Origin of the sequence: Burkholderia sp. BCC0397, assembly GCF_902832865.1 — a bacterium.
Lineage (GTDB): Bacteria > Pseudomonadota > Gammaproteobacteria > Burkholderiales > Burkholderiaceae > Burkholderia.
Window position 1 is genome coordinate 209,653 of the sequence record NZ_CADFDL010000004.1, and the last position, 16,611, is coordinate 226,263.

18 protein-coding genes are annotated in these 16,611 nt (G+C 69.2%); 3 read left to right on the forward strand and 15 right to left on the reverse strand.

The features are described from left to right. The first annotated feature begins 10 nt into the window (after positions 1-10). Positions 11-847 carry an FTR1 family protein gene (locus tag HWX03_RS15075; protein WP_175871734.1) on the forward strand — a complete coding sequence of 279 codons (837 nt, stop codon included), beginning with the start codon at positions 11-13 and terminating at the stop codon, positions 845-847. Positions 848-933: 86 nt separating this feature from the next. Here HWX03_RS15075 and HWX03_RS15080 read toward each other — a convergent pair whose 3' ends face one another. From HWX03_RS15080 to HWX03_RS15120, 9 genes are all read right to left on the reverse strand, one after another. After that, positions 934-1,152: a hypothetical protein gene (locus HWX03_RS15080; RefSeq protein ID WP_174390772.1), complete on the reverse strand. Its 219-nt coding sequence runs from the start codon at positions 1,150-1,152 to the stop codon at positions 934-936. Further along, a complete protein-coding gene (locus tag HWX03_RS15085) occupies positions 1,152-1,604 on the reverse strand; it encodes a hypothetical protein (RefSeq protein WP_175871735.1) in 453 nt (150 codons plus the stop codon). Before HWX03_RS15085 ends, HWX03_RS15080 begins: the two co-directional genes overlap by 1 nt. Positions 1,605-1,672: 68 nt before the next feature. Next, positions 1,673-1,993: a DNA-binding transcriptional regulator gene (locus tag HWX03_RS15090; RefSeq protein ID WP_174390770.1), complete on the reverse strand. Its 321-nt coding sequence runs from the start codon at positions 1,991-1,993 to the stop codon at positions 1,673-1,675. Then, positions 1,986-2,351 carry a type II toxin-antitoxin system RelE/ParE family toxin gene (locus HWX03_RS15095; protein ID WP_124639880.1) on the reverse strand — a complete coding sequence of 122 codons (366 nt, stop codon included), beginning with the start codon at positions 2,349-2,351 and terminating at the stop codon, positions 1,986-1,988. Before HWX03_RS15095 ends, HWX03_RS15090 begins: the two co-directional genes overlap by 8 nt. Positions 2,352-2,502: 151 nt before the next feature. Then, the gene (glmS, locus tag HWX03_RS15100) at positions 2,503-4,320 is read right to left on the reverse strand and encodes a glutamine--fructose-6-phosphate transaminase (isomerizing) (RefSeq protein ID WP_175871736.1); all 1,818 of its coding nucleotides are present in this window, start codon (positions 4,318-4,320) and stop codon (positions 2,503-2,505) included. 54 nt (positions 4,321-4,374) lie between these two features. After that, the gene (gene glmU / locus HWX03_RS15105; protein ID WP_175871737.1) at positions 4,375-5,736 is read right to left on the reverse strand and encodes a bifunctional UDP-N-acetylglucosamine diphosphorylase/glucosamine-1-phosphate N-acetyltransferase GlmU; all 1,362 of its coding nucleotides are present in this window, start codon (positions 5,734-5,736) and stop codon (positions 4,375-4,377) included. A gap of 135 nt (positions 5,737-5,871) precedes the next feature. Then, positions 5,872-6,867, reverse strand: a complete 996-nt coding sequence (gene ttcA, locus HWX03_RS15110; RefSeq protein ID WP_175822919.1) for a tRNA 2-thiocytidine(32) synthetase TtcA — start codon at positions 6,865-6,867, stop codon at positions 5,872-5,874. Beyond that, positions 6,864-7,268 (reverse strand): dihydroneopterin aldolase, encoded by a 405-nt coding sequence (locus tag HWX03_RS15115; protein WP_175871738.1) that lies wholly within the window; start codon positions 7,266-7,268, stop codon positions 6,864-6,866. Before HWX03_RS15115 ends, ttcA begins: the two co-directional genes overlap by 4 nt. A 75-nt stretch (positions 7,269-7,343) precedes the next feature. Further along, positions 7,344-8,087, reverse strand: coding sequence for an SDR family oxidoreductase (locus HWX03_RS15120; protein ID WP_175871739.1), 744 nt, complete (start codon positions 8,085-8,087; stop codon positions 7,344-7,346). A 13-nt stretch (positions 8,088-8,100) separates the two neighbouring features. Here HWX03_RS15120 and HWX03_RS15125 point away from each other — a divergent pair, with 13 nt between their 5' ends. Further along, positions 8,101-9,291 (forward strand): SAM-dependent methyltransferase, encoded by a 1,191-nt coding sequence (locus tag HWX03_RS15125; RefSeq protein WP_175871740.1) that lies wholly within the window; start codon positions 8,101-8,103, stop codon positions 9,289-9,291. A 13-nt stretch (positions 9,292-9,304) separates the two neighbouring features. Next, the gene (locus tag HWX03_RS15130) at positions 9,305-9,499 is read left to right on the forward strand and encodes a DUF2905 domain-containing protein (protein WP_011546377.1); all 195 of its coding nucleotides are present in this window, start codon (positions 9,305-9,307) and stop codon (positions 9,497-9,499) included. 24 nt (positions 9,500-9,523) lie between these two features. On the opposite strand, the gene HWX03_RS15135 is transcribed toward HWX03_RS15130, so the two are convergent. The 6 genes from HWX03_RS15135 to HWX03_RS15160 all read right to left on the reverse strand — a co-directional run bounded on the left by HWX03_RS15135 (position 9,524) and on the right by HWX03_RS15160 (position 16,504). Then, positions 9,524-9,745: a hypothetical protein gene (locus HWX03_RS15135; RefSeq protein WP_175822915.1), complete on the reverse strand. Its 222-nt coding sequence runs from the start codon at positions 9,743-9,745 to the stop codon at positions 9,524-9,526. A gap of 97 nt (positions 9,746-9,842) precedes the next feature. Next, on the reverse strand, positions 9,843-10,751 hold the full coding sequence (locus HWX03_RS15140) for a carbohydrate kinase (protein ID WP_175871741.1): 909 nt from the start codon (positions 10,749-10,751) through the stop codon (positions 9,843-9,845). Further along, positions 10,748-12,028: an AGE family epimerase/isomerase gene (locus HWX03_RS15145; RefSeq protein WP_175871742.1), complete on the reverse strand. Its 1,281-nt coding sequence runs from the start codon at positions 12,026-12,028 to the stop codon at positions 10,748-10,750. Before HWX03_RS15145 ends, HWX03_RS15140 begins: the two co-directional genes overlap by 4 nt. After that, positions 12,025-13,044: a LacI family DNA-binding transcriptional regulator gene (locus HWX03_RS15150; protein ID WP_175822912.1), complete on the reverse strand. Its 1,020-nt coding sequence runs from the start codon at positions 13,042-13,044 to the stop codon at positions 12,025-12,027. The genes HWX03_RS15145 and HWX03_RS15150 overlap by 4 nt, the downstream gene beginning before the upstream one ends. Before the next feature lie 390 nt (positions 13,045-13,434). Continuing rightward, positions 13,435-15,279 carry an EAL domain-containing protein gene (locus HWX03_RS15155; protein ID WP_175871743.1) on the reverse strand — a complete coding sequence of 615 codons (1,845 nt, stop codon included), beginning with the start codon at positions 15,277-15,279 and terminating at the stop codon, positions 13,435-13,437. Between the two features lie 196 nt (positions 15,280-15,475). Further along, positions 15,476-16,504, reverse strand: a complete 1,029-nt coding sequence (locus HWX03_RS15160) for a bile acid:sodium symporter family protein (RefSeq protein WP_175822910.1) — start codon at positions 16,502-16,504, stop codon at positions 15,476-15,478. Positions 16,505-16,611: the final 107 nt, after the last annotated feature.

Sequence of the window (16,611 nt, forward strand, 5' to 3'; positions counted from 1 at the left end):
CGATACCGACATGCTGTCTACTGCCCTGATCGTCTTTCGTGAAGTGCTCGAGGCCGCGCTGGTGGTCTCGATCGTGATGGCCGCCACGAAGGGCGTGCCGCGGCGCGGCTGGTGGGTGGGCGGCGGGCTGGTCGGCGGCGTGGTCGGCGCCGGCCTGATCGCGGCGTTCGCCGACGCGATCTCGCAATGGGCGTCCGGCATGGGCCAGGAAGTCTTCAACGCGGGCGTGATGGCCGTCGCGACGCTGATGCTCGCGTGGCACTGCATCTGGATGAGCCGGCACGGCCGCGAAATGGCGCTGCACATGGGCGAGGTCGGGCGGGCGGTCGCGGCGGGCAGCCGGCCGCTGACCGGGCTCGCGATCGTGGTCGGCGTCGCTGTATTGCGCGAGGGTTCCGAGGCCGTGCTGTTCCTGTACGGGATCGCGGCAGGCGATCCGGGCCAGACGCCGCAGATGATCGCCGGCGGGCTGCTCGGCGTGCTCGGTGGCGCGGGGCTCGGCTACGCGATGTATGCGGGCCTGCTGCAGATTCCGCTGAAGCGCCTGTTCTCCGTCACCAACGCGCTGATCGTGCTGCTCGCCGCGGGCATGGCGAGCCAGTGCGTCGGCTTCCTGCTCGCCGCCGGCCTCGTGCCGTCGTGGGGCGATGCGGTCTGGGACACGTCGTGGCTGCTCAAGGAATCGAGCATCGTCGGCAAGGCGCTGCATACGCTGATCGGCTATACCGCGCGTCCGGCGGGCATCCAGATCGCCGCGTACGTCGCGACGCTGGTGGCGATCCTCGTGCTGGCACGGCTCGTCGGCCGGCCGCAGCAGACGGTGAGGCCGCCGCACGCCGCGGCGTGATTGTTTCCGGGTTTCCGGGTTCGAATGAAAGAAGGGGTGTCATGGACGCCCCTTCTTTCATTCGGGATGCATGCAGTCGGTTTCGATCAGCAGTGGTTGTCGATCCACGCGCGCGCCCATTCGAGCCCTGCATCGCGCGCGTCGTCTTCGGTGTCGAACACGCCGAGCACGCCCGACGCCTCGACGAGCCGGTTGTTCTGCGTGATCGTGCCGCTCGCCGCGAAACGCTCGGGCTGCATGATCTCGTCCTGCTGCAGGATCGCGTGGCCCCAGATCTGGTAGCCGTGGTAGGTCTGCGCTTCCATTATCGAGTCACCTCCGCGGAGCGGCCGTGCGTGCCGACCTGCAGCACGTTGCCGTCCGGCGTGTATTGACGCGGGATGTTGGAGAAGGTGAGCGCGCGTGTCGCGTCCGGCGCGGCAGGCTGCATCACCGTGAGACGCCCGGGCGCGGGCTGCGCGACGGGGCGCGGGGCGACCGGGGTTTCGGTCGCGGCCGCGGCCGGGCGGTGCGAGCCGGCTTTCACGGCCTGCGCGACGCGGCGCTTGGGCGGTTTCGCGGCGGCTTTCGGCGTGGCGCTCGCGTGCTTCTCCGCGCTCTTGCCGGTGCGCGCATCGGCACCCGTGCGTGCAGCCGGCGTACGTGCCGCAGGCTGCCGCGCCTCGGGCGGGTTCCAGACCTCGACATAGTGCTCGGCGGCCCAGCCCGTCGACGCGAACGTCAGCGCCAGCAATCCGCATCCAAACAGTCTTACCATTGTCTCTCCGTCATATTCGTTGCGGCGCGTCCGGCCGGGGCCGACCCTGTGCATTCGGGGAAGCCGGCTCAGGAGAACACCTCGAGCCCGTGTTTCTCGACGATCTGGAGCATGCGCGCGGCGATGCCGCTCGGCCGCTTGTCGCCCTGTTCCCATTGGCGGATCGTCGATGTCGTCGTGTTCAGGTAGAGCGCGAACACGCTCTGGCTGACGTTGACCGACTTGCGGATGCGGGCGATCGCTTCCGGATCGAACTGCGGGGCGGCTTCGATGCAGAGATCGTCGTATTCCCGCATCGTCTTCTTGTCGATCAGGCTGGCGCGATAAAGCCCCGACGCGGCGCTGTGGACCGCCTCCGTCGCGTCGCTCTTGAATCGACCCTTAGCCATTGCAAATCTCCACAAGCTCTTTCAGTGCGACCAGCGTCGCGATGTCGCTGTCGGTGTGTCGACCCACGTCCGCGGCGAGCTTTCTGAAGGCGCGCAGCTCGCGTGCGTCGATGTTGTCGCGGTCGCATTTCGCGAACAGGAACACGAACACCCACGTGTGCCCGACCTTGCCCAGCACGATCCCGCGTTGCCGATTCCCGTCGAGGCGCTTCTTCCAGACGTTGCCGCCGAGATCGACGCCCTGGCCGCGGGCCAGTTCCCGCACCGCGCGGCAGAGCTCGCCATCGGCGATTCCCGCTTTCCCGGCTGCCTTGTGAAACCACTTCGTCTTGAAGACGCGTCGTACGGAAGCAGACATGTCGAGCCGGTCGAGTTGGCACAGGATTATATACCACTACGTGGTACATATTTCGACCTGGCCGAATGGCCGCTGCATGCCAATACGACGCTGATACGACGCCGATACGACGCCCGGACGGGCCGGCGACGGCCCGTCCGGCAAACCGGCCTTACTCCACCGTCACCGACTTCGCGAGATTCCGCGGCTTGTCGACGTCGGTGCCGCGCGCACACGCGGTGTGATAAGCAAGCATTTGCAGCGGCACGACGTGCAGGATCGGCGACAGTTGCCCGTAGTGCTCCGGCATCCGGATCACGTGCAGGCCGTCGTCGTTGACGATCTGCGTGTCGGCATCGGCGAACACGTACAGCTCGCCGCCGCGCGCGCGCACTTCCTGCATGTTCGACTTCAGCTTTTCGAGCAGCGTGTCGTTCGGCGCGACCGTGACGACCGGCATCGCTTCCGTGACGAGCGCGAGCGGCCCGTGCTTCAGTTCACCGGCCGGATAGGCCTCGGCGTGGATGTACGAGATTTCCTTCAGCTTCAGCGCGCCTTCGAGCGCGATCGGGTAGTGCAGCCCGCGGCCGAGGAACAGCGCGTTTTCCTTGCGCGCGAATTCCTCCGACCACGCGATGATCTGCGGCTCGAGTGCGAGCACGCTGTTCAGCGCGGCCGGCAGGTGGCGCAGCTCCTTCAGGAATTGCGCTTCCTGCGCAGCATCGACGTGCCCGCGCAGCTTGCCGAGCGTCGCGGCCAGTACGAACAGCGCGACGAGCTGGGTCGTGAACGCCTTCGTCGACGCGACGCCGATCTCGGTGCCCGCGTGCGTCAGGAACTGCATGTCGGTCAGGCGCACCATCGCGCTCGTCGCGACGTTGCACACCGCGAGCGTATGCGTGTGACCGAGCGACTGCGCATGCTTGAGCGCCGCGAGCGTATCGGCCGTCTCGCCCGACTGCGAGATCACGAGCACGAGCTGGCGCGGGTTCGGCACCGACTCGCGATAGCGGTACTCGCTGGCGATCTCGACCTGGGTCGGGATCTTCGCGATCGATTCGAGCCAGTACTTCGCGGTGAGGCCCGAGTAGTAGCTCGTGCCGCACGCGAGGATCAGCAGGCTGTCGATCTCCGCGAACGCGGCGGGCGCGGCGTCGCCGAACAGCGTCGCGTCGAACGCTTCCGTCTGCGGCACGGTGTCGCCGATCGCGCGCGGCTGCTCGAAGATTTCCTTCTGCATGAAGTGGCGATAGGGCCCAAGCTCGACCGCGCCGCCGTAGGCGCTGACGACGCGGATCTCGCGCTGCACGGTGGCGCCGTGGCGATCGACGATCGTCACGCCGTCGAGCGACAGCTCGCACACGTCGCCTTCCTCGAGGAACGTGAAGCGGTCGGTGCTGCCCGCGAGCGCGAGCGCATCGGACGCGAGGAAGTTCTCGCCGTCGCCGTGACCGACGACGAGCGGCGAACCCTGGCGCGCGCCGACGACGGTGTGCGGCTGGTCCTTGTGGATCACGGCGATCGCATATGCGCCGTGCAGCTGGTGCACGGCTTCACGCACCGCGTCGAACAGGTTGCCGCGGTACAGGCTGTGCACGAGATGCGCGATCACTTCGGTGTCGGTCTGCGACACGAATTCGTAACCCTTCGCGCGCAGCGCTTCACGCAGCGACTCGAAGTTCTCGATGATGCCGTTGTGCACGAGCGCGAGCGCGTTCGACGAGAAGATCGGGTGCGCGTTGTGCGTGACGGGCGCGCCGTGCGTGGCCCAGCGCGTGTGCGCGACGCCGGTCGTGCCTTCGAGGTGCGTCTCGCGCACCTGCGCATCGAGATCGGCGACGCGCGCGACGCTGCGCGCGCGTTTCGGCGCGCCCGGTTCGAGCACGGCGACGCCGCACGAGTCGTAGCCACGGTATTCGAGGCGCCGCAATCCTTCGATCAGCACCGGGACGATATTACGTTGCGCAACTGCGCCGACAATGCCGCACATGTATGGTCAATCCTGTCAGTCGAAGCGAGCGCCGCTCGGGCGCCCGCAAAAGGTTCAGCTCTTCTTCTTGACCGGGCGGACGTAGCCGCTCTTCGCGGTCTGCGTCTTCTCGTTCAACGCGAGGACGCCTTCGGCGACGTCCTTCCAGATCGTCGTGCCGGCCGCGATCGTCACGCCGCGGCCGACGCGCACCGGCGCGACCAGCTGCGTGTCCGAGCCGACGAACACGTCGTCCTCGATCACGGTGCGGAACTTGTTCGCGCCGTCGTAGTTGCAGGTGATCGTGCCCGCGCCGATGTTCACGCGCGCGCCGATGTCGGCGTCGCCGATGTACGTGAGGTGGTTCGCCTTCGAGCCGTGGCCGATCACCGCGTTCTTCACCTCGACGAAGTTGCCGACGTGCGCTTCGTCCGCGAGCTGCGCGCCGGGGCGCAGCCGCGCGTACGGGCCGATCACGGTATTTGCGCCGAGCACGGCGCCGTCGATGTGCGTGAACGCGTCGATGCGCGTGCCCGCGCCGACCGACGCGTTGCGAATCACGCAGTTCGCGCCGATCGTCACGTTGTCGGCGAGCGTCACGTTGCCTTCGAACACGCAGTTCACGTCGATCGACACGTCGCGGCCGCAGCGCAGCGTGCCGCGCACGTCGATGCGCGCCGGATCGGCGAGCGTGACGCCGTCGACGAGCAGCGCATCGGCGACGTTACGCTGGTGAATGCGTTCGAGCTCCGCGAGCTGCGCCTTGCTGTTCACGCCGAGCGTTTCCCATTCGTCGTCGGGCTGCGACGTGACGACCTCGAAGCCGGCCTCGATCGCGAGTTCGACGACGTCGGTCAGGTAGTACTCGCCCTGCGCGTTTTCGTTCTTCAGCGCGCCGAGCCACATCGACAGCTGGGCCGTCGGCGTGACGATGATGCCGGTGTTGATCTCGGCGATCCTCAGCTCGTCCGGCGACGCATCCTTCTGCTCGACGATGCGCGTGACGAAACCGGACGCGTCGCGCACGATGCGGCCGTAGCCGGTCGGGTCGTCGAGCGTGACGGTCAGGATCCCGTAGCGGCCCTCGCGCGCGGCATCGACGAGGCGCTGCAGCGTCGATGCGCGCGTGAGCGGCACGTCGCCGTACAGCACGAGCGTCGGTTGCGCGGGATCGAGGAGCGGCAGCGCCTGGCGCACCGCGTGACCGGTGCCGAGCTGTTCTGCTTGCACCGCGAACTGGACGTCGGGTGCGGCGACGGCGGCCTGGACCTGCTCGGCGCCGTGACCGACGACGACGACGAGCCGGGACGGCTGCAGCGTGCGCGCGGTGGCGATGGCGTGGGAGAGGAGCGGCCTGCCGGCCAGCGGGTGAAGCACTTTCGGCAGCGCGGAACGCATGCGCTTGCCGGTGCCTGCCGCCAAAATCACGATATTCATGGCGCGCGCTTGGTCAGGGAGTTCGAAGCCGTCCATTTTAGCATGCGGCCCCTGGCGCTCCGGGCCTGTCGCGGTGGGGCGACAACGCCGAAACGAGGCCGCCGGCCCCGGTTTCGGCGGGTGTTCGGTCCCTGCTTACAGGTCGTCGAACTGGACGATCGAGATCGGTCGGGAGGCGCCCGGCGTGGCGGTGTCGTCACCCGATGCGCACGGTTCCTCGTCGAACGCGATGTCGCCTTGCGGATCGGCTTCGCCCGTCGCGCGCAGCGACTGGAACGGGTACAGCGTCGTGTCCATCAGGTGCGACGGCACGACCTTCGCGAGCGCGTTGAACATGTTCTCGACGCGGCCCGGGAAGCGCTTGTCCCATTCGCGGATCAGCGCCTTCATTTCCGCGCGCTTCAGGTTCGGCTGGCTGCCGCACAGGTTGCACGGGATGATCGGGAATTCGCGCAACTCCGCGTATTTCTCGAGATCGGTTTCCTTCACGTACGCGAGCGGGCGGATCACGATGTTCTTGCCGTCGTCCGACTGCAGCTTCGGCGGCATGCCCTTCAGCTTGCCGCCGTAGAACATGTTGAGCAGCAGCGTCTGCACGATGTCGTCGCGGTGATGGCCGAGCGCGATCTTGGTCGCGCCGAGCTCGCCGGCCACGCGGTACAGGATCCCGCGGCGCAGCCGCGAGCACAGCGAGCAGGTCGTCTTGCCTTCCGGCACGAGCCGCTTGACGATGCTGTAGGTGTCCTGGTTCTCGATGTGGAACGGCACGCCGACCTGCTTCAGGTATTCGGGCAGCACGTGCTCGGGGAAGCCCGGCTGCTTCTGGTCGAGGTTCACCGCGACGATGTCGAAGTCGATCGGCGCGCGCTCGCGCAGGCGCAGCAGCACGTCGAGCATCGCGTAGCTGTCCTTGCCGCCCGACAGGCACACCATCACCTTGTCGCCCTGCTCGATCATGTTGTAGTCGCCGATCGCCTGGCCGACCTGGCGCACGATCCGCTTGAACAGCTTGTTGTTCTCGTACGCTTCCTTCTGCTCGCGGCGCGTCAGCGCCTGGCGGGTGGCCGGCGCGGCGGCTTCGTCCAGCGTGGCGGCGTCGGCCGCCGTGTCGTTCATGTGGGGGGCGTTCATGGGCGCTCCTCGTCCTTGATGCGAAAGACTTCGACGCCGACGGCGTCGCAGTCCGGATAGGCGTCCGGTTTCTCGGTACGGACGCGTACCGCGCGCACGGCATCGTGCGCCAGCAGGTGCGCGGCGATCGAGTCGCACAGCGTTTCCTGCAGGTGGATGTGGCCGCGCGCGAGGCACTGCGCGACGCTCTGCTTCATCAGGTCGTAGTCGACGACTTCGTGCAGCCGGTCGTCGACGGGCGTCGACTGAGCGAGCGGCACGAACAGGTCGACGTTGATGACGACGCGCTGCTCGCCGCGCTTCTCGTGTTCGAAGGCCCCGATGTTGATGTGCACCTCGTAGTCGCGCAGGTAGAGCCTGCGGCAATCCGCGAGGCGGGGGTGCAGGAGAGCGGAAAACATGGTCGTCCCAGTCAAATTGGCGTGCGCGCACGCAAAGCGGCGCGGGCGGCGGCGGTCAGGCCGCGCCCGCGCGGTTCATTCATTCGGGCCGGCGGCGGGCGGCACCAGGTGCTCGCCGCCGTCGACGGTCAGCGTCGCGCCCGTGATGCCGGGCGCGCTCGCGAGATAGCAGGCGGCCGCCGCGATGTCGTCCGCGTGCGGCGCGTGGCCGCGCACGAGCGCCGCGACCCGCACCTTCGGCGCGAGCGCCAGTGCGAGCGCCGACGTCGCGCGGTTCAACGCGGCCTGCATCAGCGCGTGCGACAGCTGTGCCGGTGCCGGGTGAAACAGGGCCTGATCCAGTACGTGGATCGCGCATGCGCGCAGCGCTTCGTGCTCGCGCGCGGCGTCGGGCGTCGCGTCGGCGAGCGCGCGGGCCAGCGCGAGCGGCGCCGTCACGTTGCGCGCGAGCGCGGCGGCGAGCGACGCACCGTCCACCGTGTACGCGTCGTCGGCGCCTGCGCTGGCGCTGACGAACACCGCGCACGCGGGCCGGCCGAGCGCTTCGCCGCACGCGGCGACGAGGGCCGCGGCATCGGCTTCCAGGGCCGGATCGGCGTCGAGCACGGCCGCGCGGCGGCCCAGCGCCGCGACTTCGGCGACGAGCGCGTCGGCGGCCGCGCGCGGCGCGCCGTGGCTGCGCTGCAGCGCGACGTCCCAGCCGTGGCGCGCGAAACCCGTCGCGAGCGCGCGGCCGATCGACGCGGCGTCGGCCGCGCTGCCCAGGGCGCCCGTGACGAGCACCACGCGTGGGGTCGACGTATCGGCTGAAACGGTCATTTACAATGCCGGGATGAACCCGAAAGCTCACGAACCCGCTAGTTTACCTGCTCCCGGCCCTGACGCGCTCGCGCAGTCCGAAACCCTTGCCGCGCAACTGCGCGACGAGATCGCGGCCGCCGGCGGCTGGCTGCCGTTCGACCGCTTCATGGAGCGCGCGCTGTATGCGCCGGGCCTCGGCTATTACAGCGGCGGCGCGCGCAAGTTCGGGCGCCGCGCCGACGACGGCAGCGACTTCGTCACCGCGCCCGAGCTGTCGCCGCTGTTTGCGCAGACGCTCGCGCAACCGGTGGCCGAGGCGCTCGCGGCGAGCGGCACGCGCCGCGTGATGGAATTCGGCGCCGGCACCGGCAAGCTCGCGGCCGGGCTGCTCGCGGCGCTCGACGCGCGGGGCGTCGAACTCGACGAATACCTGATCGTCGACCTGTCCGGCGAGTTGCGCGAACGGCAGCGCGACACGATCGAAGCCGCGGTGCCGGCGCTGGCCGCGAAGGTGCGCTGGCTCGATGCGCTGCCCGAGCGGTTCGACGGCGTCGTGGTCGGCAACGAGGTGCTCGACGCGATGCCGGTGCGGCTGTTCGCGAAGGCGGACGGCGCGTGGCGCGAGCGCGGCGTTGCGCTCGACGCGCGGCAGGCGTTCGTGTTCGACGACCGGCCGGTCGGCGCAGCCGGCCTGCCGGCGGTGCTCGAGGCGCTCGACGTCGGCGACGGCTACGTGACCGAAACGCACGAGGCGGCGCTCGCGTTCACGCGCACCGTCTGCACGATGCTTGGCCGCGGCGCGGTGCTGCTGGTCGACTACGGTTTTCCCGCGCATGAGTACTACCACCCGCAGCGCGACCGCGGCACGCTGATGTGCCACTACCGTCACCACGCGCACGACGATCCGTTCGTGTACCCGGGCCTGCAGGACATCACCGCGCACGTCGAATTCACCGGCATCTACGACGCGGGCGTCGCGACCGGCGCCGATCTGCTCGGCTACACGTCGCAGGCGCGCTTCCTGTTGAATGCGGGCATCACCGACGCGCTGGCCGCGATCGACCCGTCCGACACCCGCGCCTTCCTGCCGGCCGCGAACGCGGTGCAGAAACTGATCTCGGAGGCCGAGATGGGCGAGCTGTTCAAGGTGATCGCGTTTTCGCGCGGGATCGACGGCACGCTCGACGCATTCGCGCGCGGCGACCGCTCGCACGCGCTCTGACGAGGAACCCGGGATGCTGCGCTGGCTATTGACGACGTTCATCGCGGTGATGATCCTGACGCGCTGCTGGCCGTGGCTCGGCAAGCTCGGTATCGGGCGGATGCCGGGCGACGTCACGCTGACGCTCGGCGGGCGGCGCTACCCGTTCCCGTTCATGTCGACGCTGGTGCTGACGATGCTGGTATCGATGGTGGCGCGGCTGCTCTGAGCCGCGCCGAACAGGGGGCGCGCGTCACAGCTCGATCTCGCCGAGGATCCGGTGCGCGAGGGCCTTCGCCTCGTCGAACGCTTCTTCCTCGCTGGGGCTCGTCGAGTGGACGTCGTAGCGCATATTCTCGGTGTCGTCCCCGTCGTCGCGCGAGAGGATCACGTAACCCTGGAACTGGCCGTTGCCCGCATGCTGGGTATGCGCCTTGGCCGTGTAGATGCCTTTCGTGAACGTGTTGGTGTCCATCGTGCTCTCCCGCAAAAGGACACTTCATCGTAGCACTGCGGCGCAGCATGGTGCGTGCGGTTTATCGGTGACCGATCAGCGACCGGTCACCTTCCCTTCAACCTTCGAGTAGCGCGACGACCTCGTCCAGCGTCGGCGCGTGCGCGCCCGTGTGCCGGCACGCGGCGGCGCCGGCCGCCAGTGCGAACGCGAGATGCTCGCGCCAGCCGCGCTGCGGCGCGGCCATCAGGCTGAACAGCAGGCCGCCGATCGACGCGTCGCCCGCGCCGACGGTGTCGACCACCTCGACGCGCGGCGGGCTGGCCTCGTGCACGTCGTCGTCCGCGTGGAGCGTCGCCGCCAGCGCGCCGCGCGTGACGAGCACGGCCGCCTGCGGGTTCAGCGCGCGCACCGCCGCGATCGCGTCGGGGCCGTCGCCGCCGAACAGGTGCCGCAGGTCTTCGTCGGACACCTTGATCAGGTCGGCGAGGGCGGCCATCTTCTCCAGCGTCGGCCGGTACGCGGCCGTCATCAGGTTCCGCACGTTCGGGTCGAAGCTGATCTTCACGCCGCGCGCGTGCAGGTCGGCCGCGAGTGCGGCCAGCGTGCCCGCGAGCGGTTCGCGCACGAGGCTGATGCAGCCGAAATGCGCCCATTGCACGTGATCGGTCCAGCCGGCCGGCAGCCGCGCGGGATCGAACGCGAGATCGGCGCTCGCTTCGCCGATGAAGAAGTATGCGGGCGGCCGCGTCTCGTGGACGATCGCGAGCAGCGGCGGGCGCGCGACGCGCTGCAGGAAGCGCAGGTCGAGCCCGGCCGCTTCGCTCGTGTGCCACAGCACGTCGGAGAAGCAGTCTTCGCCGATCGAGCCGGCGAGCGCGCTCGGCACGCCGAGCCGGGCGACCGCGCGCGCGACGTTCCAGCCGGCGCCGCCCGGCACCGAGGTCCACTGCGCGTCGCCCGCGCGCACCATGTCGGTCAGGATGTCGCCGGCCGACACGAAAGCCGGAAACGTGCCGCCGCTCATTGCGTCGGCTCGCTGCGTTGCGCGCGCGCGAGGGTCGCGAGCACGTCGTAGCAGGCGCCCATCGTGTGATAGTCGGTCTTGCCGGCCGGGCTCTTCTCGTCGCTGTACTTGCGGTTGTCGCAGGTGAGGATCCGGTACCACGCGCCATAGCGGTGATCGACGAAATGCGCCCAGCTGTAGCGCCAGATCTCGTCGTACCAGTCCCAGAAGCGCTCGCTGCCGGTGCGTGCGCCGAGCATCGCGGCCGCCGCGAAGGTTTCCGCCTGCACCCAGAAATACTTGTTGTGGTCGCAGATCGTGAAGTCGGGGCCGAAGCCGTAGCAGAGGCCGCCGTGATCGGTATCCCACGCGTGCGTGAGCGCCGCGTCGAACAGTTCGGCCGCGCGCGGCGCGAGCCAGTCGAGCGGGCGGTGCCGCTCGAGGATCAGCAGCAGCTTCGCCCATTCGGTCTGGTGCCCGGGCTGGAAGCCCCACGGACGGAAGATGTTCGAGCTGTCTTCCTTGTTGTAGTCCCAGTCGACCGACCAGTCCGCATGGTAGTGCTCCCACACGAGCCCGCCCGACAGCGCGGCCTGGCGCTGCGTGATGTGGGAGGCGAGCTTTTCCGCGCGATCGAGGTACGTGAGATGGCCGGTCGCCTCGTAGGCGGCGAGCAGCGCTTCCGTCATGTGCATGTTCGCGTTCTGGCCGCGGTACGACGACACGTTCCAGTTCGGCGTCGCGTCGTCCGCATACAGGCCCGCGGCCGCATCCCAGAAGCGGTGCTCGGCGAGCTCGTAGGTTGTGGCGATCAGCGGGCGCGCTTCGTCGATGCCGGCCATCGTCGCGTGCGCGGCCGCGAGCAGCACGAACGCGAGCCCATAGCAGTGGCGCGTGCCGTCGAGCGTCGCGTGCTTCGCGCCGTCGCGCCAGTCGAGTTCCCAGTCGTAGCCCTGCAGCGCGTCGTCCCAGTGCGCGTCGCGCAGGAAGCGCAGCCCGTGGCGCGCGTAGTCGAGGTGGCGCGGATCGCCGAAATGGCGGTACGCCATCGCGTAGTTGAAGACGAACCGGCAGGTGCTGACGAGGTGGCGCGACGTGCGGTTGTAGACGCTGCCGTCGTCGCGGAAGTAATGGTAGAAGCCGCCCGTCGGGTCGAATGCGTTGGTTGCGTAGAAGCGCAGCGTGTCTTCGATGTGCGACAGCAGGAACGACGGATCGCGGAAGCTCGCGACGAACGGTGCGGCTTGCGTGTGGGCGGCCGGCGCGGCCGTGCAGGGTTGGACCGGGGGCATGTTCATGATTCGGTGGCCGTTACGGTATCGAATGCCGGGGAGCCGGCGGGCTGGCTGCTGGCCCGCACGATCAGCTCGACCGGCAGGGAGATCTCGGTGCGCTCGGGCGCTTCCGCGAGCAGCAGTTCGACGCCGCGGCGGCCGAGCGCTTCCTTGTCGACCGCGAGCGTCGTGAGCGGCGGGCTCGCGTGCGCGGCGGCCGGGATGTCGTCGAAGCCGACGATCGCGATGTCGTCCGGAATCCGCAGGCCGCGCGCGATGCACACGCGCTGCGCGGCCAGCGCCGCCGCGTCGTTGTACGCGAACACGGCTTCGGGGCGTGGGCCGGGCGCGTCGAGCAATTGCTCCATCGCACGCGCGGCGCCCGTGTCGGGGTCGAGGCCCGCATCGATCGTCACTTCGTAGGCGGGATCGAACAGCCGCCCGGCTTCGAAGAACGCGCGCCGGTAGCCGATCGCGCGCTGCGCGATGCTGTAGTGCGCGGCCGACCCGCCGATGAATGCGATCCGCGAGCGGCCGGTGGCGAGCAGGTGGCGCATCGCGAGCGCCGCGCCCGTCGCGTTGTCGATGTTGACCGAGCGCAACCCGGGCGCCCACAGGTCGATCAGCACGAGCGGCCGGCCAGTGGCGGCGAGCGCCTCGATCGTCTCGGGCTCGATGAAGCCGGCGACCGCGATCGCATCGGGCGCATGCGGGCGCATCTGGCGCAGCACGTCGTCGTTCGGGCCGACCGTGAGCAGGGTGGGCACGATGCCGCGCTCGCGGCAGGCGTCCTCGACGCCGTGCAGCACGTGCGAGAAGAACGGGCTTGCGGGAAAGCGGTTGTGCTGGCGGTGCAGCAGGAAGGTGAGCCGGCGGATGCGCGGCCGCAGCTGGGCGGAATCGTAGCCGAGCTGCCGTGCGATCTCGACGATGCGCGCACGCGTGGCTTCGGACAGGCCGGGCTGGTTTTTCAGCGCGCGGGAGACGGTGCCGATCGAAACCTCTGCCGCCCGCGCCACATCGCGAATGGTCGTACCCATCGTTCGGGGTCCGGTTTGTTTAGGTTGAAGGCGATTGTATAGTAAAACGTATCGCGTAATTCGGGCCGGATAACCGGGGAATACCCGCGAATAACGGCTTTTAATGCACTAATCTGCGAAAACGCCGTTACTAAAAATACTAAACAAAACGCGAAAAAGGCAAGGTGGGCGTGTGGGTGTCCGGCGGTGCCGGCGGAGCGCAGGAAAAAGCGGCGGCAGCCGGCGCGTGGGCTTGCGGGCCAGCAGGAGGGCGCGGCGCCCCGCGGCCTCCGCGTGCGACGGCGGGAAGCCGTTACGCAACAGCCTGGTCTTGCGCCGGACGGGCATCGGGCTGGCCGCATGGTGCGCGGGCGTTTTCCGTGCGCACCTCGCCGACTGTCTGTCCGTCGTTCAGCCCGCCGCCATCGCCACGGCCGGCGGTTCGCCGCGATGGCGTAGCGCGGCGCGGCCGGCATCGAGATCGACGACCGCGAGCCCGTCCGGCTGCTGCTTCGCCCGCCGCTTCGCGAGCGCCGCGACCGACGCGATCTCGTCGCTGCCGTAGCGTTTCGCGCCGTGCGCGCCGGCCGGCACGCCGACCGCGCCGATCGCCATCGTCACGAAGCCGAAGAACGCCGGGTTGCCGTGGCGGTCCTCGCCGCGCAGCCCGCCCGCCTGCCGGTCGGCCTGCGTGTAGAAGAGCCGCGCGCCGTCGTTGAAGCGCGCGATCGCGTCGGCGGCGCGCTCGCGCCAGTCGTCGCGCTGGAACAGCACCAGGAAATCGTCGCCGCCGACGTGGCCGAGAAAGTCGCGCTGCGGGTCGCACACGCCGGCCAGCACCGTCGCGGCGAACTTCAGCACTTCGTCGCCCTGCCAGTAGCCGTACTGGTCGTTGAACGGCTTGAACTGGTTCAGGTCGACGTAGCACGCGTGAAAGCCGGCGTCGCGCTGGAGCAGCCGGTCGATGTGCGCGCTGATCGGGATGTTGCCGGGCAGGAAGGTCAGCGGATTCGCGTAGCGCGCGGCCTCGATGCGCATCTCGGTCACGGTGCGCACCAGGCTCTCGCCGGTGCCGAGCCCGACGTAGCGGCCGTGTTCGGTGATCACGAAGCCGTCCGCGAGATAGCGCTGGTCGTGGCGCGCGAGCAGCATCGCGAGCTGCTCGAAGGTGGTCGCGTTGTCGATCATCAGCGGCGCATCGTTCGCGAACTGCAGGCACGGCTTCTTCCCGAACACCTCGCGGTGATACGGCAGCGCGAAGCGGTCGATGAAGCCGCGGCGATTCACGAGTGCGACGGGCCGCCCGCGCTCGACGAGCGCGACCGCGTGCAGGTCGGGCATCCGGTTGAACAGGTCGAGCACGTCGTTGCTGGTCGCGTCGCGCGGCAGCGCCGGGGCGGGCACGAGCATCTTCCCGGCGATCGTGCCGGCCGGCCGCACCGCGCGCGTCACGCCGGGAAACACCGCGATGTGCGGCGCGCGGATCGCGTCGCGCGCGGCCGGCGCGACCACCCGCGACGGCTGCGCGTTCGGCCGGCCGAGCAGGAAGCCCTGCACGCAGCAGATGCCCATGTCGCGCACGACGATCAGGTCGCATTCGTTCTCGATGCCTTCCGCGATCAGCTGTGCGCCGCTCGCGTGCGCGAAGTGCTGCATCGCCTTCACGGCTTCGAACTTGAGCGGGTCGCGCGCGATGTCGTGGATGAAGAAACGGTCGATCTTCACGACGTCCGGGTGCAGGCGCAGCCACAGGTTCATGCTCGCGTTCGCGGTGCCGTAGTCGTCGAGCGCGAACTGGATGCCGGCGTCGCGCAGCGACGCGACCGCCGGCCCGATGTCCGCGATATCGGGAATCGCGTTCTGCTCGGTGAGCTCGATCACGATGCGCTCGGCGCCGATCCGCGCGCGGCCGAGGAACTGGCGTGCGCGCTCGCGTTCGCTGGCGAGCGTGAGGATGGTGCCCGCGCTGAAATTGAGGAACAGCTTGCCGTCGCAGCCGAGCGCCGCGAACGCGTCGAGGCAGGTGAGCGCGGCGGCCTGTTCGAGCGCGATGGTTGCGCCTTCGCGCGCGGCCTGCGCGAATAGTGCGGCGGGGGGCTCGAGGTCGGTGCCGCGCGGGCCGCGGATCAGCCCTTCGTAACCGACGACCGTCCCCGACCCGAGGTCGACGATCGGCTGGAAAACGGCGGCGAGCGCGCGATCCGCGATCAGGCGCGTGGTGCGGGTGGCGGCGGAATCGGAGGAGGGCGCGGGCATGGGCGAGGGCAGCCGGATCGACGGGACGACCGGCTTAACGGCAGCGCTCGCGGAGAATTGAATGAAGATTTCGTGACGCGATGGGCGCTGCTGGTGCGTCGCGCCGGACACGGCTGGGGGCGGGGCGGGAAGGGGCGGTGGACGGAAGGCGGGCGGCGGAAGGCGGAAAGCCGCGGCCATCGCGCCCCCGGACGCGTCAGCGCTTGCCCGTGCTCAGCGCGCCGGACGCGGCTGTCGCGTCGCCCTCGTGCTCGCCGCTCGTGTCGCGCGCGCCCCAGCGCTGCGCGAGCGCCGCGCACGCCATCAGCTGGATCTGGTGGAACAGCATCAGCGGCAGCACGATCGCGCCGACCGCGTTCGCCGAGAAGATCACCTTCGCCATCGGCACGCCGGCCGCGAGGCTCTTCTTCGATCCGCAGAAGATGATCGTGATCTGGTCGGCGCGGTTGAAGCCGAGCCGCTTGCTGACGAACGCGGTCAGCAGCAGCGCGATCGCGAGCAGCACGAGGTTGACGACGAGCAGGCCGCCGAGCGCGCGCGGCGGAATCTGGTGCCACAGCCCCTCGTTGACGGCCTCGCTGAACGCGACGTAGACGACCAGCAGGATCGAGCCCTGGTCGACGAAGCGCAGTACGCCGCGATTGCGGTCGATCCAGCCGCCGATCACGGGCCGCAGCAACTGGCCGGCGATGAACGGCACGAGCAGCTGCATCACGATGCTGCCGACGGTGCTCCACGGCGATGCGGCCGCGGCCGACTGCGACGTGATCATCAGCCCGACGAGCGCCGGCGTGACGAAGATCCCGAGCAGGCTCGACGCCGATGCCGCGCACACGGCGGCCGGCACGTTGCCCTTCGCGATCGACGTGAACGCGATCGACGACTGAACCGTCGACGGCAGCGTGCACAGGAACAGCACGCCCGCATACAGCGTCGGTGTGACGAGCGGCTGCAGCACGGGTTTCAGCGCGAGGCCGAGCAGCGGGAACAGCGCGAACGTACTGAGCAGCACGACCGCGTGCAGCCGCCAGTGCGTCGCGCCGGCGACGACGGCTTCGCGCGACAGTTTCGCGCCGTGCAGGAAGAACAGCAGGCCGACAGCGATGTTGGTCGCCCAGTTGAACGCATGGGCGGCCGGGCCGCGGCAGGGCAGCAGGCTCGCGAGCACCACGGTGCCGACGAGCGCGAGCGTGAAGTTGTCGGGAAGAAAACGGGGACGGGCCATCGGGAACTCGATTCGGAAATGGCGAAGGCGCGCGTCGCGCGCGCGGATGGCGTTATTGTCCCGGTTGGCGATTCACTACACAAATTCATTGTGCAAATCGATTGATG

Excerpts from the sequence above, each read along its gene's own strand:
- HWX03_RS15075 (WP_175871734.1), top strand. The coding sequence starts at position 11 with ATGCTGTCTACTGCCCTGATCGTCTTTCGTGAAGTGCTCGAGGCCGCG.
- HWX03_RS15080 (WP_174390772.1), bottom strand. The coding sequence starts at position 1,152 with ATGGAAGCGCAGACCTACCACGGCTACCAGATCTGGGGCCACGCGATC.
- HWX03_RS15085 (WP_175871735.1), bottom strand. The coding sequence starts at position 1,604 with ATGGTAAGACTGTTTGGATGCGGATTGCTGGCGCTGACGTTCGCGTCG.
- HWX03_RS15090 (WP_174390770.1), bottom strand. The coding sequence starts at position 1,993 with ATGGCTAAGGGTCGATTCAAGAGCGACGCGACGGAGGCGGTCCACAGC.
- HWX03_RS15095 (WP_124639880.1), bottom strand. The coding sequence starts at position 2,351 with ATGTCTGCTTCCGTACGACGCGTCTTCAAGACGAAGTGGTTTCACAAG.
- glmS (WP_175871736.1), bottom strand. The coding sequence starts at position 4,320 with ATGTGCGGCATTGTCGGCGCAGTTGCGCAACGTAATATCGTCCCGGTG.
- glmU (WP_175871737.1), bottom strand. The coding sequence starts at position 5,736 with ATGAATATCGTGATTTTGGCGGCAGGCACCGGCAAGCGCATGCGTTCC.
- ttcA (WP_175822919.1), bottom strand. The coding sequence starts at position 6,867 with ATGAACGCCCCCCACATGAACGACACGGCGGCCGACGCCGCCACGCTG.
- HWX03_RS15115 (WP_175871738.1), bottom strand. The coding sequence starts at position 7,268 with ATGTTTTCCGCTCTCCTGCACCCCCGCCTCGCGGATTGCCGCAGGCTC.
- HWX03_RS15120 (WP_175871739.1), bottom strand. The coding sequence starts at position 8,087 with ATGACCGTTTCAGCCGATACGTCGACCCCACGCGTGGTGCTCGTCACG.
- HWX03_RS15125 (WP_175871740.1), top strand. The coding sequence starts at position 8,101 with ATGAACCCGAAAGCTCACGAACCCGCTAGTTTACCTGCTCCCGGCCCT.
- HWX03_RS15130 (WP_011546377.1), top strand. The coding sequence starts at position 9,305 with ATGCTGCGCTGGCTATTGACGACGTTCATCGCGGTGATGATCCTGACG.
- HWX03_RS15135 (WP_175822915.1), bottom strand. The coding sequence starts at position 9,745 with ATGGACACCAACACGTTCACGAAAGGCATCTACACGGCCAAGGCGCAT.
- HWX03_RS15140 (WP_175871741.1), bottom strand. The coding sequence starts at position 10,751 with ATGAGCGGCGGCACGTTTCCGGCTTTCGTGTCGGCCGGCGACATCCTG.
- HWX03_RS15145 (WP_175871742.1), bottom strand. The coding sequence starts at position 12,028 with ATGAACATGCCCCCGGTCCAACCCTGCACGGCCGCGCCGGCCGCCCAC.
- HWX03_RS15150 (WP_175822912.1), bottom strand. The coding sequence starts at position 13,044 with ATGGGTACGACCATTCGCGATGTGGCGCGGGCGGCAGAGGTTTCGATC.
- HWX03_RS15155 (WP_175871743.1), bottom strand. The coding sequence starts at position 15,279 with ATGCCCGCGCCCTCCTCCGATTCCGCCGCCACCCGCACCACGCGCCTG.
- HWX03_RS15160 (WP_175822910.1), bottom strand. The coding sequence starts at position 16,504 with ATGGCCCGTCCCCGTTTTCTTCCCGACAACTTCACGCTCGCGCTCGTC.